Origin of the sequence: Cobetia sp. 10Alg 146, from assembly GCF_029846385.1 — a bacterium.
In the GTDB taxonomy this organism is placed as follows: domain Bacteria; phylum Pseudomonadota; class Gammaproteobacteria; order Pseudomonadales; family Halomonadaceae; genus Cobetia; species Cobetia marina.
In genome coordinates, this window is the sequence record NZ_JARWKT010000004.1 from 13,875 (window position 1) to 28,503 (window position 14,629).

The window sequence follows — 14,629 nt, forward strand, 5'->3', positions numbered from 1 at the left end:
GGCGTGCGACAGCTCGATTCAGGCATCCAGTGACGGCAGCGGCGCCTTGAACCAGGTCTCGGAGAGCGCGTTGAGCGTGCCGTCCTCGATCCCCTGGGCGATCAGCTCGTTCACGCGTGCCTTGAGCGCCGGCGTGTCATGCCGCATGCCCACATAGCAGGGAGAGTTCTTGAGCGGCAGTACACTGACCGGCACGCGGGAGGGATTGCGTTCGGCGATGGCGGCGGTGACCAGGTTGCCGGTGGCGATCATCTCGACCTGCCCCGACAGGAAGGCTGACAAGGTCGTGTTGTTGTCTTCGAAGCGCTTCACGGTGGTCGATTCCGGCACCACCTTGCTGAGCTCCATGTCTTCCACCGAGCCACGTGTCACGCCGATGGTCTTCTCGCTCAGCCCTTGGGCGGAGTCCACCTCACTGCCCTTCTCACCGAACACGCCGAGGAAGAACGGTGCATAGGCATCGGAGAAATCGATGGCCTTCTCACGCTCCGGATTCTTGCCCAGACTCGAGATCACCAGATCGACCTTGCGGGTCTGCAGATAGGGGATGCGATTGGCCGAAGTGACCGGCACCAGCTCCAGCTTCACGTTCATCTCATCCGCCAGATAACGCGCCATGTCGATATCGTAGCCGCGTGGTTCAAGGTCCGGCCCGACTGAGCCGAACGGCGGGAAATCCTGTGGTACGGCCACCTTCAGCACTCCGCTGTCGGTGATATCGCTCAGCGCATCCGCACGGGCCGTCAGGGCCGTGGCGGCCAGCGTGCCCCAGACGGCCAGCAGAATCCCCTTGCGCAACCAGTTGCCAAGACGTTGCGTGTTGCCTGTGCGTGATGCGTGCTTGAAGGCCTTGCTCTCGTGACGCTTGCTCATCGGTCGACTCCGGTGTCAGTCAATTCCGAGCGCTGAGGAGAACGATTCATCATGCGCTCGGCGCCCTGGGGCGTTTCATTGTTGTTGGTGGTTATCGCAGTGGTGGTTCGCGAGGGCTTGTCTGGCAAGCCCTCTTCAACAAGCCCTGTCTGGTGGGCCCTATCGGACGAGTCCTGTCCGCTGACTCCTCGTCGAATTGGCGGGCAACGTGAAACTCAAATCCTGACCAATGAAACAAGTGATTCCCTTATCCATCTTTGCAACGAGTGTGCCAACGCCACGCCAGCAGGGCCCGAACGTGCACGAGGCGCTCGCCTGACAATGGTTCAGGTGATGAAGTGCAGGCGTGAAGACAGGCCAGATGACGGGCCAGATGACGGGCCTCAAGAGAGCCTGGGGCGGGCTAGAGGGCGGGCTAGAGGCCAGGCTGGAATACCAGCGGGAAGGCAGTGCGAGGGAGAGAAGTTGCGTTGCACGCCCTCGATGACGCTTCTTGGAACGCACAGTGTCCGGGCGTCATCGACATGAAAAGGGACACTGTTGGTGCAATCAGGCAGCCCATGCGCCCTGCGGGTGCGCGCAACCCGCAGGGCGAGAAGCATCGTGATGGGATAGGCGGCAGCGCAGGCATCCGCCAGGACACTGCTAACCGTCTCCCAGTTCCTCGAGTGACTCGAAGGTGTCCGTCACCCGGCGAATCTGGCTGCGACCAGCGACGAGGTCGTCATGCAGCAGGCGTGTGGCCAGCAGGTTGATCTGGCTCATGGCGGCGGCATAGCTGTCGAAGGCGCTGACACTGTCCAGCGGGCAGCGCAGCACATGCTCGATACCGGCAGGGATCTCGCTCAGGCTGTCATCGCAAACCAGCAGTACCGTGCAGGGAGCCTGGCCCAGCCACCCCAGCAGCCGTGCCAGCCCCTGCGGGCGCCGGCGCATGGCGAATATCACCACGGCGTCATTGGCGCTCAGCCGCGCGACCTCCTCCCCGAGTGACTGGCCCGGCTGGGGCAGGACCGCCACCTGCCCTCTCAATTGCAGAAGTTGCTGGCGCAGATGCAGTGCCAGCGGATAGGCGTTACGAAAGCCGATGATCTGCAAGCGTTCGGCATTGGCCAGGGTGCGGCCCAGCGCTTCCATGTCGAGCATGTCCAGCGCCGCCAGTGCCTGACGCAGGTTGCGACACTCCTGCTCATAGTGGCGCTGATGGTGGTCTGGCGTGGGCGTGCTCGAGACGACAGGCACGCCCGCATGACGCAGGCTGCGCGCCTGATCACGTGCCTCCCGGAAGTCCTGATAGCCGAGGCGGCGAAACAGGCGACTGACGGTAGCCTTGGAGACATGTGTCAGCCGTGAGAGCTCGGCGGCATTGTAGAGCGCCAGCTCATCCTGATGCGCGAGCAGAAAACGCGCGATACGCTGCTCGTTGGGGGTCAATCGCTCAAGGTGGTGAGTCAGGCGCTGATGCAGGCTCTGGCCTGCCAGCGACGCTGCCGCAGCGCGAGAAGGCATCTCGGAGTCAGTGGCTGAAGCACTGGAGTCATCACGCGTGGCTTGAGTCATGGCGAAGGGTCTCTCTGGTGTCATGGCACCCCGTGGGCCGCCACTCAGGGTCTGATATGGCAACGGGGGACTGGCGTCGCGCCCGGGGCTAAAGGATGCCCCAGACGTCATTGTGCCTCATCACAGTGCAAGCGTCGGGCCAGCGGCAAGGTGACAGTGCATCAATTGCCCTCTCGGGTGGCGGTTGACCCGGGAATTCGGCCCATCACATGAGCTGCAGGGCGGGCGATGACAGGCACGGCCTCAGCACGTGTTCACCAAGTGGTTGTTTTGGCGTAATTCTCCCTGGAGCGGCATGCAGATCGCTAAACATAAAGTGGGCACCCAGCGGGCACAGGCAATGCACCACCCGACAGGACACCCACCGAACACCAAGATGGCAAATTTACCGATCAAGCGCTCGCGTGGCGCAAGGAGTTGTCTCATGGCCACCTCTACGATGACCACTCTGCTCGATACCTGTCGGGCCATGACTCACAAGCTTGCCGCACAGACCTTCACTCCTCTGACAGTGGGCGCAGAGAAAGCCGCTGATACCCCCGCTCGCGCCTCACAACTGCTGGGCGTGATGGCAATGGGCTACGAAGCTCCGCCCCTGCTGATGTCCTCGCAGGTGAGCGACACCCGTGCGGTCGGTGATATCGACGCATCACGCGTCGCCCAGCAACAGGCCGTCTTTGACCCGAACATCAACCACAAGGTGCACGCGGATTGGGAAGCCGAGCATCGTCATCAGACCCTGTTGCGTCACAGCATGGTCCGTCGGGGCATGCTGGCATGAGTGTCTATACCATCGGCATGGAATGCGGCATGCACATCCCGCTGGAAAACTGCGCAGTGAACGCCGAACCCGTGATGCGCGTGACTTTCGACATCAACGCCGGACTGCATGCCGGCGAGCGCCTGGCGCTCGAGCGGGGCGCCATCCAGTCACTCGCCGACAGTGACAACGCGCTGCTGGCAAGCCTGGAAACCCAGCTGCCACGTCGCAGCCTCCTGTGGACCTCACGCGGCATCCTGGAAATCGGCCGTGGCTGGCGCTGGCAGACCTCCCCCGCCAGCCCCAAGGCGCCCTGGCTGGACGCCGTGCACCACAGCTGGCCAAGCCATGCGCCACGCTGGCTGCTCAAGGCGCCGGTGGTCATCGTGTGTGCAGATGCCCTGCCGATTGCCAACCGCACCCGACATCAACGTGATCTTGCCAGACTCTGGCTCATTGCCGATGCCGCACTGATCTATCTGGCGCAGGACGCCCGCGATGGCTGGCAGATGCATCAGCATTGTGAGCCGGAGCAACGCAACGGCGCCCACCTGACGAGCAAGGCCGCAAGTGCACTTGAGCTGGCCAGCTGAGCCTCCTGTTCCGGCTCCCCCTTCCCTCATCTCGACGACATTCCGATGACACGCACCAGCAGACACGACAACGCCCGCGCCGGGAACACCGGAGCGGGCGTTGTCGTGTCTGCCATGACCCATCTGGCCGAACCGATGGCTCAGCGCGGACAGAGACCATCACACAGCGTGCTGGCCACGAAGTCCGCCAGCTGTTCCCAGTCCTCATCCGTGCGCGGCGCACCGCCCAGCTGGTCGATCTGGGCGGCGAAGTCCGCGTAGTGCTGCGTGGTGGACCAGATCAGATAGATGACCCACATCGGCTCCGCCTCGCGCAGCTTGCCAGCTGCCATCCACGCCTTCATCACCTCGCAGCGCGCCTGGACCCACTGGCGCAACTCTCCACTGAGATAGGCACGCAGAAACGGCGCGCCGCTGATCACCTCCGCCGCGAACAGGCGCGATGCCTGTGGGGCCTGGCGTGCAAGCTTGAGCTTGACGCGCACCAGCGCCTCCAGCACCTCGCGCGGGTCATCATCGGCCGTGATGTCCTCAAGTGACGCATTCCAGCGCGTCAGCGTCTGCTCCAGCAGATGCACATAGAGCTTTTCCTTGGAACCGAAGTAATACAGCAGATTGGCCTTGGGCAACTCGGCCACGTCCGCGATCTGCTTGAGTGTGCTGCCACGATAGCCGTGACAGGCAAAGACACACTCGGCAGCTTCCATGATTCGACTTTCCGCCTGCTCACGGGGAGAGCTGGTCGGTGTCGGACTGAATTCCGCACTTCGGGAACGACGAACTTCGGCATACAGGGAAGAAGGAGAATCTGCAGGCATCAGCATCACTCATCAAATAGACGTTATCGTTCGAGCATCTTGACCACAGCACCGGAACATGACCTTCGATTTCGGCCTCACGTCACGATGCTGTGGTCAGAATGCTCACCCCAGGCAGGCGCGATACGCTCGATGCGTCGCTCTCCTGACGCGCACTTGCGCCACCCACGCAAAAATACCACACCATGGGCTGACCATTTGGTCAGATTCTTGCTAGAAATACAACATGAGCTGTTACATTGACACTCGAAGACGCCAATCGGGCCCGTAATGCCCAGATTCGGCTGTGCCATACGCCTGAAGGCACCACAATGACAAGACGACCTGACGGGATGCCTGCATGATCGACTTCACCTTGAACGGACACGCGCGTCAGCTGCCCGCGCCTGCACCGGGAACGACAACGCTTGAAGCCCTTCGCACCTCTCTGGGGCATACCGGCACCAAGGAAGGCTGCGCGTCCGGTGACTGCGGCGCCTGCACGATTGCCTTGCAGGTGCCGGGCCAGCCCATGACGACGGTCAATGCCTGCCTGATGCCCGCCCACCAGCTGCAGGATTGCGAGTTGATCACCATCGAGGGACTGGGGTACGAGACCGCCACCTCCTCGCTCTCCCCGGTGCAGCAAGCGCTGGTGACGACCCACGCCAGCCAATGTGGCTTCTGTACCCCGGGCATCGCCATGAGCCTGGCGGTGCTGCACGCCGATCATCAGCTGCGCACCGCAGAGGGCGAGAGTCTCGATGCCGCGCGGCGCGATCAGATGATCGACCATGCGCTGGGCGGCAATCTGTGCCGCTGCACAGGCTATCGACCGATACGCGAGGCTGCCCATCGCCTGCTGCAGGGAGAATTCGGGCCGGCCACCCTGCTGTCATCCGGGCAGGCAGCTTGTCAGCCCGCCACTGGCGAGGCGAATTCAGCGTCCCGTCGCGAGCGAGATAGCGAACTGAAAGGCTCAAGCACCTTCCATCGTCCCACCCGTCTCGAAGAGCTGCTGGCGCTGCGCGCCGCACATCCCCAGGCGCCCTTGATCGCGGGGGGCACGGATCTGATGCTCGAATACACGCAACGCCTGCGTGACTTCCCGGCACTGATCGATACCACGCGTGTCGCGGCCCTTGGCACCATCGAGGAAGGGGAACACGCCGGCCAGGCAGGCTGGTGGATCGGCGCTGCGGTGACCTACCGCCAGCTGATGCCACTGCTGCGTGAACATTATCCCGAGGGCGCGGAGCTGCTCACTCGCCTGGGCAGTGAACAGATCCGCAATCGCGGCACGCTGGGCGGCAACATCGGCAACGCCTCACCCATCGGGGACATGCCGCCGCTGTTGATCGCGCTGGAGGCCTATCTCCAGCTGATGAGTGTCGATGGGGAGCGCATCCTCAAGCTTGAGGACTTCTTCCTCGACTACAAGCGCACCCAATTGATGCCGGACGAGATCATCCATTCCCTCTTCCTGCCGCGGCCGGTTCACAATCAGCGGCTGGCGGTCCACAAGCTTTCCAAACGGCGGGATGATGACATCTCCACGCTGCTGGGGGTCTTCGCCTGGCGGCGCGATGCCAGTGGCCATGCTCAGCACTGGCGAGTCGCCTTCGGCGGCATGGCCGGCATTCCGGCACGTGCACCGCATCTCGAGGCACTCCTGAGCCGTGAAACGCTGGAATCACTCACGCCCGCCCAGCTCGACACCCTCACTCGCCACAGGATCGAGCAGGCCATCCAGGCCGATTTCTCGCCTCTCTCGGACGTGCGTGGCTCCCGCGAGTATCGTCTGCTGGCTGCCAGCCATCTGGTCCCCCGAGTGGCGCAGCGAATCCACAATGAACGTCACGCGACTGCCCCCCTCATGCCACTGGAGAGCCTCGATGCGTACCTTGCACAGTCTTGAGTCCGACCCCAGTGCCACTCCGGCCACGAACGCTTCGCCGTCACATCAGCATGAGAGCGCCGAGCGTCACGTCAGTGGCACGGCACGCTACGTCGACGACCTGCCACTCCCCGCAGGCACGCTGCACCTGGCCATCGGCATGAGCGAGGTCGCGCATGCCACTCTGGATTCCCTGGCTCTTGATGCGGTGCGGGCCGCCCCCGGCGTCGTCTGTGTGCTCAGCGCTTCAGACATCCCCGGCCACCGCGATGTCGGCCCGGTCTTCCCCGGCGACCCGCTGCTGGTCAGTGATCGCATCAGTCACCATGGTCAGGCGCTGTTCGTGGTTGCCGCCGAGAGCGAGCGGGCGGCGCGTCAGGCGGCGCGACTGGCCAAGGTGGCGGTGACCCCCTTGCCACTGACGCTTGATCCCTGCCAGGCCGCCAGTCGCGGTGATCTGGTGCGCCCGACCCATACCCAGGCACGTCTGGCCAACGGCCGGGCAGCGACACGCGAAAGCGTCAGCGAACGACTTGCCAGATCCGCCTGGCAATTGGACGGCGAGCTTGAGAGCGGTGGACAGGAACACTTCTATCTGGAGAGCCAGGCAGCGCTGGCCTTGCCGGGTGAAGACGACGAGATGCTGGTGCACAGCTCGTCCCAGCACCCCAGTGAAGTCCAGAAGCTGATCGCCGAGGTGCTGGGCGTGCCCTTCCATGCCATCACGGTGGAAACCCGTCGCATGGGAGGCGGCTTCGGCGGCAAGGAAACCCAGGCCGCGCCGGTGGCATGTCTGGCAGCCCTGATGGCGCGTCGTACGGGGCGGGCCGCCAGACTGCGACTGCCCCGCAATGACGACATGCGCCTGACCGGCAAGCGCCATCCCTTCCATCACCGCTACCAGTTCGGTGTCGATGACAGCGGGCGCATCGACACCGCCATCATCGAGCTGACCGGCGACTGCGGCCACTCGCCGGATCTGTCGGATGCCATCGTCGATCGCGCCATGTTCCATGCCGACAACGCCTATTACCTCGGCAATGCCCATGTGCGCGGTATCCGTGCCCGCACCAACGTGGCGTCCAACACCGCCTTCCGCGGCTTCGGTGGTCCGCAGGGCATGCTCGCCATCGAGGCGGCCATGGAGGATATCGCAAGGCGTCTGGGGCGCGACCCGCTGGAGATCCGCAAGCGCAACCTCTACTGCGAAGGCCGTGAGACCACGCATTATGGCCAGCACGTCAATCAGTACCCACTGCTCACCACGCTGATCGACCAGCTCGAGGCGCAGGGCGACTACTGGGCGCGTCGTGCCGAGATTCGCGCCTTCAATGCCGCCAATCCGGTGGTGAAGAAGGGGCTGGCGCTGACGCCGGTGAAGTTCGGCATCTCCTTTACCGCCAAGCACCTCAATCAGGCCGGCGCCCTGGTGCATGTCTATACCGATGGCAGCGTGCAGGTAAATCATGGCGGCACCGAGATGGGCCAGGGCCTGCACACCAAGATCACCCAGGTCGCGGCCCGTGAGCTGGGCCTGAGCGTGGACAGGGTGCGCATCACCGCCACGCGCACCGACAAGGTACCCAACACCTCACCGACCGCGGCAAGTTCGGGAGCGGACCTCAACGGCATGGCCACACGTGATGCCTGCCTGCGCCTCAAGGCGCGCCTGCTCGACTTCGCCGCCGAACATCTCGCCCAGCCACGCACCAGCCTGAGCCTCGACAATGGCGAACTGCATGGCCCGAGCGGCGTACTGATGACATGGGGGGAGCTGATCCAGGCGGCGTATCTGGAACGCATCTCGCTCTCCGAGAAGGGCTTCTATGCCACCCCGGACATCCACTACGACCGCGAAAGTGGCACCGGACACCCCTTCTACTACTACGCCTTCGGCGCGGCGCTGTGTGAAGTGGTCGTCGATACCTTGAGCGGCGAATACCGCCTAGAAAGCGCCGAGATCCTGCACGACGTGGGAGATTCGCTCAATCCGGCCATCGACATCGGTCAGATAGAAGGCGGCTTCGTGCAGGGCATGGGCTGGCTGACGACGGAGGAACTCAAGTGGAACGAGGAGGGTCGCCTGCTGACCGATGGCCCGGCCACCTACAAGATACCCGCCATCAGCGACGTACCCGACGGCGCGATCACGGTACGCCTGCTGGAAGGACATCCCAACTCGGCCGCCAGCATCTATCGCTCCAAGGCGGTGGGTGAGCCCCCCTTCATGCTCGCCATCAGCGTGTGGGCGGCGCTGCGCGATGCGCTGGCCTCGTTGACCGACTACCGCCGCGCAGTGCGCCTGGATACCCCGGCCACGCCGGAGCGCGTGATGCTGGCGGCGCGTGAGCAGCGTGATTGGCAGGAGCAGCACGCCACTGCCGGCGCAGAGCCAACGCAGGTGCCGTCATGAGTGCAATCAAGAGTGCAATCAAGAGTGCCGCGACCAGCCGCTGGTATCAGGCGCTCGCCGAGGCACAGGCAGCGCTGACGGCCCATGCCCTGGCCACCGTGGTGACGGTGGCGGGCTCCGCCCCGCGAGGTGCCGGCAGCAAGATGCTGATCACCCCGGATACGCTGCACGACAGCCTCGGCGGCGGTCGGCTGGAGCAGCTGGTGGTGGAGCGCGCTCGAGCGATGCTGGCGCAGGGACAGTCGGGCTGTCATCTCGAGGAGATCGCGCTGGGCCAGCATGCTCAGCAATGCTGTGGCGGCCACGTGCAGGTGTTGATCGAGCTGTACCCGGCGCTTGCGCCACGACTGACCCTGTTCGGCGCCGGCCATGTCGGTCAGGCCATCGTCCACCTGCTGGCGCCGCTGGACTGGCAGATCGACTGGCGGGATTCACGCGCCGAGCAGCTCGAGTCCGCCACGATTCCTGCGGGCAGTGAGGGCCGTGTGCAGCGCCAGACATTCAATATCCTGACGGACCTGCCGCTCTCGAAAGCGGCACCGGCCTCCGACTCGCTGCCAGTAAGGGCGGGCAGTCATGTGCTGGTATTGACCCATGATCACGTCGAGGACCAGGCGCTGGTGGCGGCTCTTGCACCGCGTGATGACCTGGCCTCGCTGGGGCTGATAGGCTCCAGCAGCAAGTGGGCGCGCTTTCGCCAGCGCCTGCGCGGCGATCTCGACGAGCACGAGGTCGCCCGCATTCGCTGCCCGATCGGTGTGCCGGGGATTCCGGGCAAACGCCCCGAGGAGATCGCGATCGCGGTGGTGGCCGAACTGCTTCAGTTGCAGGCCAGCCAAGCCGCTCAACAGACCGACGACGCGAACTCCCGGACCTCGTCACACCCCCCATCACTGGACGGCAATGGCCTGACGCGCAAGGGTGCCCGCCAGCTGCGCGCCCGCCTTGCCCCTGACGCGATGCACCAGACAGAACCGACACGGAAGGCCGAATGATGACTGACCAAGACACCCCGCTATCTGTGGCCTGCCACCTGGATGACCGCCGACTGACGGCGGCGCTGCGCTCGGCCGCAAAGGCGCCAGAAAGCGTCAGCCTGTTGCGTGGCGCCCTGCTGCACTTCCTGGATGAGCCTCTGGACGACCCGCAAGGAACACTTGCGTCAGGCGAGCGGGACCCCGCCATCGAGTACTACGCGGATGCCCTGCTGGTGATGCACGCCGGCAAGGTGGTGGCGCTGGGCGACTGCTCCGCCCTTGTCGCGCACAGCGACATGCACGAGCTTGTCCGCCTGAGCCCGCCGCACAGCGTCACCGGTCTGATGATGCCAGGCTTCATCGATACCCACGTGCACTTCCCGCAGCTGGATATCATCGCAAGCTATGGTCACTGCCTGATCGACTGGCTGAATACCTACACCTTCCCCGCCGAGCAGCGCTTTGCCGACCCCGCGCACGCCGCCGAGGTCGCCGAGATCTTCCTTGATGAGCTGCTGCGTCATGGCTCCACCAGTGCCCAGGTGTTTGCCACCTCGCATGCCAGCAGTGCCGATGCCCTGTTCCGGGCCGCGCGGAGCCGCGACATGCGTGTGCATGCCGGTCGCGTGATGATGGATCGCAATGCGCCGCCGGCACTGCTCGATTCAGGCGTCATCGCGCTCAAGGACGATGAGCGGCTGATCGCGGACTGGCACGGGCGTGATCGCCTCGGCTATGTGCTGACCCCGCGCTTCGCCCCGACCTCGACGCCTGAGCAACTCAAGGCCGCCGGCCAACTGCTCAAGTGCCAGCCGGACCTGCACTTGCAGACCCATCTGGCCGAGAACCTCGATGAGGTGAAGTGGGTGGCGGAACTGTTCCCCGAGGCTCGGGATTATCTGGCGGTCTATGAGGATGTCGGCCTGAGTCACGAGCGCACCACCTTCGCCCACGGCATCCACCTGGACGATGGCATGCGCCAGCGCATCGCGGATCGTGGCGCCAGCATCGCCTTCTGTCCGACCTCCAACCTGTTCCTCGGCAGCGGGCTGTTCGATCGCGCCAGCGCCCGCCATCAGGGAATCAACATCAGCATCGCCACCGATGTCGGCGGTGGCTCCAGCCTGTGTCAGCTGGAGAGCCTCAAGGCAGCCTATCAGGTCGGTCAGTTGCACGGTGCGGTCGCCCATGATGTAGCGGGGCTTGCGTCACGTGCCAACCAGCCACTGACGCCCTGGCAGGGCTTCTATCAATTGACGCTGGGCAATGCGCGCGCCATGCGGCTGGAGGACAAGGTCGGCAACCTGCGTCCGGGGATGGAGGCGGACTTGATCGTGCTCGACCCCACGGCGACTCACTTGCTGGCGCGGCGTACCCGCTGGGGACAGCCACAGCAGGTACCGCTGGGGGAGGTGCTGTTCGCCCTGATGATGCTCGGGGATGACCGCGCGATTCGCGAGGTGCATGTGGCGGGCCGCTGCCGCAAACGGCACGGCATGCTGCTGAGTGATCACACCGCTGCGAAGACACGCCCACAGGCGGAAGCATTAATGCCCTGAGGGCATCGCAGGTGTGACAACATGCTGACAAATGGTGCCAATTTATAGAATTGGTGCCATTTTTTCATCATAAAGGTGCGTGAGACATGGATACTCAACGCTGAGTCCACTCGTTATGATGGCGCCATCTTCTCCCAACGTCCTGGGCACCCTCAGAGGTGCCGACGCATTACGAGGTCCGTCATCATGACTCCCACTGCCATCATGCAACGTCGTTATTCCACCAAGGCCTTCGATCCGGCGCGCAAGATCAGCGCCGCCGACTGGCAGGAACTGGAAAACGTGATGCGCCTGAGCGCTTCCAGCGTCAATTCCCAGCCGTGGCACTTCCTGGTGCTGGAGTCTGACGATGCCAAGCAGCGCTTCGCACGTGCCGGTACGGATGACAAGTACGCCTTCAACTCGCCGAAGATCACCAATGCGTCTCACGTCGTGCTGTTCTGCACCCGCACTACCCTGGACGACGACTACCTGAACCATCTGCTGGATACCGAAGCCTCTGATGGTCGCTTCAAGAAGGATGACGAGTTCAGCGCCATGATGGACGGCGCGCGTCGTCTGTTCATCGACCTGCATCGTCATGATCTCAAGGACATGCAGCACTGGATGGACAAGCAGGTTTACCTCAACTACGGCAGCCTGCTGTATGCCGCCTCCAGCCTGAACATCGACACCGTGCCGCTGGAAGGTATCGACCCGGTGGCGCTGGACGCCGAATTCGGGCTGCGCGAGAAAGGCTTCAACGCCCTGGTCGCCGTGAGCCTTGGCTATCGCGCCGCTGACGACTTCAATGCGGAACTGCCCAAGTCCCGTCTGCCGGCAGACGAACTCTTCACTCGCCTGTAAGCGCAGGGGTCATCGAGCGGCGGGCAGCGCATTCCCCCACGGGGCTCCGTGCCTGCCGCATTGCATCCGCCCATCGGACATGACACCGTTTCTGCTCATGTCCCATCGTCTGCCGGTCACGTGGGGCATCCGCTTCACGCGTCATCATTTTCGTTCACGAAAGGATTCATGCCATGTCTCTCAAGCTTATCGCGACTCTGACCTTCCCCGCCGACCAGCAGGAAAAGGCCCGTGACATTCTCGCCGACCTGGTCGAGAAGAGTCAGTCCGACAAGGGCTGTCTGCAATATGAACTCTTCGCGGTAGACAAGCAGGTCGAGGAAGGCGAGCCGGTACCGGAAGGCGACTTCGTGGTACTGGAGGAATGGTGGGATGAAGAAGCGCTGGAAGCCCACGTGGCATCCGAGCACTTCCAGGGCTTCCTGGGGGCCTTCGCGGAAGGCGAGATCGGCCTCAAGATCCAGCGTCTGCTGACAGTCTGACGCCAGCCGCTTGACCCTGCACCCGCTTGCCCGGGCCACAGGGACGTCAATTCCAGGACCCCGCCGAGTCACGCTCGGCGGGGTCCTGCGTTATCCGGCCAGTCATCGAGTGCCTCGGCGACAAGACGTCGTGACAGCAAAAGACACCTGATATTGGTTCACTTCTTGCTTATAATTGCCCGCCCGCGAATCGCATGGCGTGATCACGCATCGTCATCCTCGATCATCAGCCCATTCCTCCCGCATTTGCCGCGAGCCGACAAGGAGCGTCCCATGACCCAAGCTTCCTCCCAGCACAAGGGGATCGACGAGCCACTGCTCGGCCTCGAGAGCTGCCCCTCCGTTCCCATCTCGGCGCTCGCCGGGGCCCAGCATCTGCTGGCTAGTCTGGCGGGCATCATTGCACCGACATTGATCATCACCAGTGCGCTATCGCTCGAGGCCTACACCGCCAGTCTGCTGTCGATGGCGCTGGTGGTCTCCGGGATCGCCACCTGGATTCAATCCCAGCGCCTGGGGCCATTCGGTTCGGGGCTGTTGAGCATCCAGGGCACCAGCTTCAGTTTCGTGTCGGCCTTGATCACCGCCGGCCTGATCGCGCGCAGCCAGAATGCCAGTGACGAACAGGTGCTGGCAGTACTGTTCGGCACCTGTCTGGCCGGCAGCCTGATCGAGATGGCATTGGGCACGGTGCTGCCATGGCTCAAGCGCGTCATCACACCGGTGGTGACGGGCGTGGTGGTGATGCTGATCGGGTTGAGTCTGATCGAGGTCGGCATGACGGATATCGGTGGCGGCTTCGGTGCCGCGGACTTCGGCGCCCCCGCCAATCTGGCGCTGGCCGGCTGCGTGCTGATCACGGTACTGGCCTGTCAGGTCTCGCGTCACCCGTGGCTGAGAATCGCCTCCATCTTCATCGGCATGGCCGTCGGCTGCATCATCGCGGCGCTGGGCGGCATGTACGATGCGCCACAACTGGCGGATGCCGCACTGATCGCTCTGCCGCATCCGGCGACGTTGAATACCGGCTTCGACTTCTCGCTGGCCGCCTTCCTGCCAGTGGCCTTCATCTTCATTATCACCGCCATCGAGACCGTCGGTGATCTCACCGGCAGCGCACGCGCCTCGGGGCTCGCCGTGGACGACGACACGCATCAGAAGCGTCTGCGTGGCGGCGTGCTCGGGGATGGCCTGAATTCCGCACTCGGCGCGCTGGCCGGCACCTTCCCCAACACCACCTTCAGTCAGAACACCGGCGTGATCCAGCTGACCGGTATCGCCAGCCGCCATGTGGGCCGCTACGTGGCGGGCTTCCTGCTGTTGCTGGGCCTGTCGCCCTTCATCGCCACCCTGCTCACGCAGATGCCGCGCCCGGTGCTCGGTGCCACCACCACGCTGATGTTCGCGCTGATCGCCGTCTCCGGCATCCGCATCCTGATGGCGCAGCCCATCGGGCGTCGCGAGATGATGATCATCGCGCTGGCCCTGGGGCTTGGTCTGGGCGTCGGCATGGTACCGGATGTGCTGAACGCGATTCCGGGGGCCTTCGCAGATGCCTTGCGCTCGCCGATCACCATGGGCGGCCTGACCGCCATCCTCGCCGAGTTGCTGCTGCCGAAGATGGAAGATGCCGAGGTGTTCAATCCCAGAGCGAGTGAGCGTGAGTCCACCGACAGCATCAGCGCGGAGCAGGAACACGCCTGAGCCGCAGGCGCCGCAATGAGACATGAAAAAACCGGCGCATCATTGGCCGGTTTTTTCATGTCGGTCGCCTCTTGAGGCCAGTCGCGCTTCTACAGGTCAGCCACACTTCTTCACGCCATTCGCTGACGTAGGCAAGCGGCGCACAGCTCGCACTTCCTGAGCAGGTCA

At 63.9% G+C, this 14,629-nt stretch carries 12 protein-coding genes; 9 read left to right on the top strand and 3 right to left on the bottom strand.

The annotated features are described in order from the left end of the window. Positions 1-18: 18 nt before the first annotated feature. Together QD172_RS08345 and QD172_RS08350 are read right to left on the bottom strand one after the other, a co-directional pair. On the bottom strand, positions 19-873 hold the full coding sequence (locus QD172_RS08345; RefSeq protein ID WP_176493257.1) for a transporter substrate-binding domain-containing protein: 855 nt from the start codon (positions 871-873) through the stop codon (positions 19-21). Positions 874-1,518: 645 nt separating this feature from the next. Further along, complete coding sequence (locus QD172_RS08350) at positions 1,519-2,433, bottom strand: MurR/RpiR family transcriptional regulator (protein WP_205632693.1); 915 nt, start codon at positions 2,431-2,433, stop codon at positions 1,519-1,521. 424 nt (positions 2,434-2,857) lie between these two features. Between QD172_RS08350 and QD172_RS08355 the strand changes: the two genes are divergently transcribed. Together QD172_RS08355 and QD172_RS08360 are read left to right on the top strand one after the other, a co-directional pair. Continuing rightward, complete coding sequence (locus tag QD172_RS08355; protein ID WP_279855458.1) at positions 2,858-3,214, top strand: hypothetical protein; 357 nt, start codon at positions 2,858-2,860, stop codon at positions 3,212-3,214. Next, complete coding sequence (locus QD172_RS08360) at positions 3,211-3,786, top strand: hypothetical protein (protein ID WP_279855459.1); 576 nt, start codon at positions 3,211-3,213, stop codon at positions 3,784-3,786. The genes QD172_RS08355 and QD172_RS08360 overlap by 4 nt, the downstream gene beginning before the upstream one ends. 140 nt (positions 3,787-3,926) lie before the next feature. Here QD172_RS08360 and QD172_RS08365 read toward each other — a convergent pair whose 3' ends face one another. Further along, positions 3,927-4,604 carry a TetR family transcriptional regulator C-terminal domain-containing protein gene (locus QD172_RS08365; protein ID WP_279855460.1) on the bottom strand — a complete coding sequence of 226 codons (678 nt, stop codon included), beginning with the start codon at positions 4,602-4,604 and terminating at the stop codon, positions 3,927-3,929. Positions 4,605-4,944: 340 nt separating this feature from the next. Here QD172_RS08365 and QD172_RS08370 point away from each other — a divergent pair, with 340 nt between their 5' ends. The 7 genes from QD172_RS08370 (at position 4,945) to QD172_RS08400 (ending at position 14,461) form a co-directional block, all read left to right on the top strand. Continuing rightward, entirely contained in the window at positions 4,945-6,501 is a 1,557-nt protein-coding gene (locus QD172_RS08370; RefSeq protein ID WP_279855461.1) for an FAD binding domain-containing protein, read from the top strand. Next, the gene (gene xdhB, locus QD172_RS08375) at positions 6,479-8,893 is read left to right on the top strand and encodes a xanthine dehydrogenase molybdopterin binding subunit (protein ID WP_279855462.1); all 2,415 of its coding nucleotides are present in this window, start codon (positions 6,479-6,481) and stop codon (positions 8,891-8,893) included. Before QD172_RS08370 ends, xdhB begins: the two co-directional genes overlap by 23 nt. After that, positions 8,890-9,888 (top strand): xanthine dehydrogenase accessory protein XdhC, encoded by a 999-nt coding sequence (gene xdhC, locus QD172_RS08380; RefSeq protein WP_279855463.1) that lies wholly within the window; start codon positions 8,890-8,892, stop codon positions 9,886-9,888. Before xdhB ends, xdhC begins: the two co-directional genes overlap by 4 nt. After that, positions 9,885-11,429, top strand: coding sequence for a guanine deaminase (gene guaD / locus QD172_RS08385; RefSeq protein WP_279855464.1), 1,545 nt, complete (start codon positions 9,885-9,887; stop codon positions 11,427-11,429). Before xdhC ends, guaD begins: the two co-directional genes overlap by 4 nt. Positions 11,430-11,615: 186 nt before the next feature. Then, positions 11,616-12,275, top strand: a complete 660-nt coding sequence (gene nfsB, locus QD172_RS08390) for an oxygen-insensitive NAD(P)H nitroreductase (RefSeq protein WP_077376681.1) — start codon at positions 11,616-11,618, stop codon at positions 12,273-12,275. Between the two features lie 173 nt (positions 12,276-12,448). After that, positions 12,449-12,757 carry a putative quinol monooxygenase gene (locus QD172_RS08395; RefSeq protein ID WP_084208749.1) on the top strand — a complete coding sequence of 103 codons (309 nt, stop codon included), beginning with the start codon at positions 12,449-12,451 and terminating at the stop codon, positions 12,755-12,757. A 273-nt stretch (positions 12,758-13,030) separates the two neighbouring features. After that, the gene (locus tag QD172_RS08400; protein ID WP_279855466.1) at positions 13,031-14,461 is read left to right on the top strand and encodes a solute carrier family 23 protein; all 1,431 of its coding nucleotides are present in this window, start codon (positions 13,031-13,033) and stop codon (positions 14,459-14,461) included. Positions 14,462-14,629: the final 168 nt, after the last annotated feature.

Coding starts and splice junctions, on each gene's coding strand:
- QD172_RS08395 (WP_084208749.1), top strand. CDS start 12,449: ATGTCTCTCAAGCTTATCGCGACTCTGACCTTCCCCGCCGACCAGCAG.
- QD172_RS08360 (WP_279855459.1), top strand. CDS start 3,211: ATGAGTGTCTATACCATCGGCATGGAATGCGGCATGCACATCCCGCTG.
- guaD (WP_279855464.1), top strand. CDS start 9,885: ATGATGACTGACCAAGACACCCCGCTATCTGTGGCCTGCCACCTGGAT.
- QD172_RS08400 (WP_279855466.1), top strand. CDS start 13,031: ATGACCCAAGCTTCCTCCCAGCACAAGGGGATCGACGAGCCACTGCTC.
- xdhB (WP_279855462.1), top strand. CDS start 6,479: ATGCGTACCTTGCACAGTCTTGAGTCCGACCCCAGTGCCACTCCGGCC.
- nfsB (WP_077376681.1), top strand. CDS start 11,616: ATGACTCCCACTGCCATCATGCAACGTCGTTATTCCACCAAGGCCTTC.
- QD172_RS08355 (WP_279855458.1), top strand. CDS start 2,858: ATGGCCACCTCTACGATGACCACTCTGCTCGATACCTGTCGGGCCATG.
- xdhC (WP_279855463.1), top strand. CDS start 8,890: ATGAGTGCAATCAAGAGTGCAATCAAGAGTGCCGCGACCAGCCGCTGG.
- QD172_RS08365 (WP_279855460.1), bottom strand. CDS start 4,604: ATGCCTGCAGATTCTCCTTCTTCCCTGTATGCCGAAGTTCGTCGTTCC.
- QD172_RS08350 (WP_205632693.1), bottom strand. CDS start 2,433: ATGACTCAAGCCACGCGTGATGACTCCAGTGCTTCAGCCACTGACTCC.
- QD172_RS08345 (WP_176493257.1), bottom strand. CDS start 873: ATGAGCAAGCGTCACGAGAGCAAGGCCTTCAAGCACGCATCACGCACA.
- QD172_RS08370 (WP_279855461.1), top strand. CDS start 4,945: ATGATCGACTTCACCTTGAACGGACACGCGCGTCAGCTGCCCGCGCCT.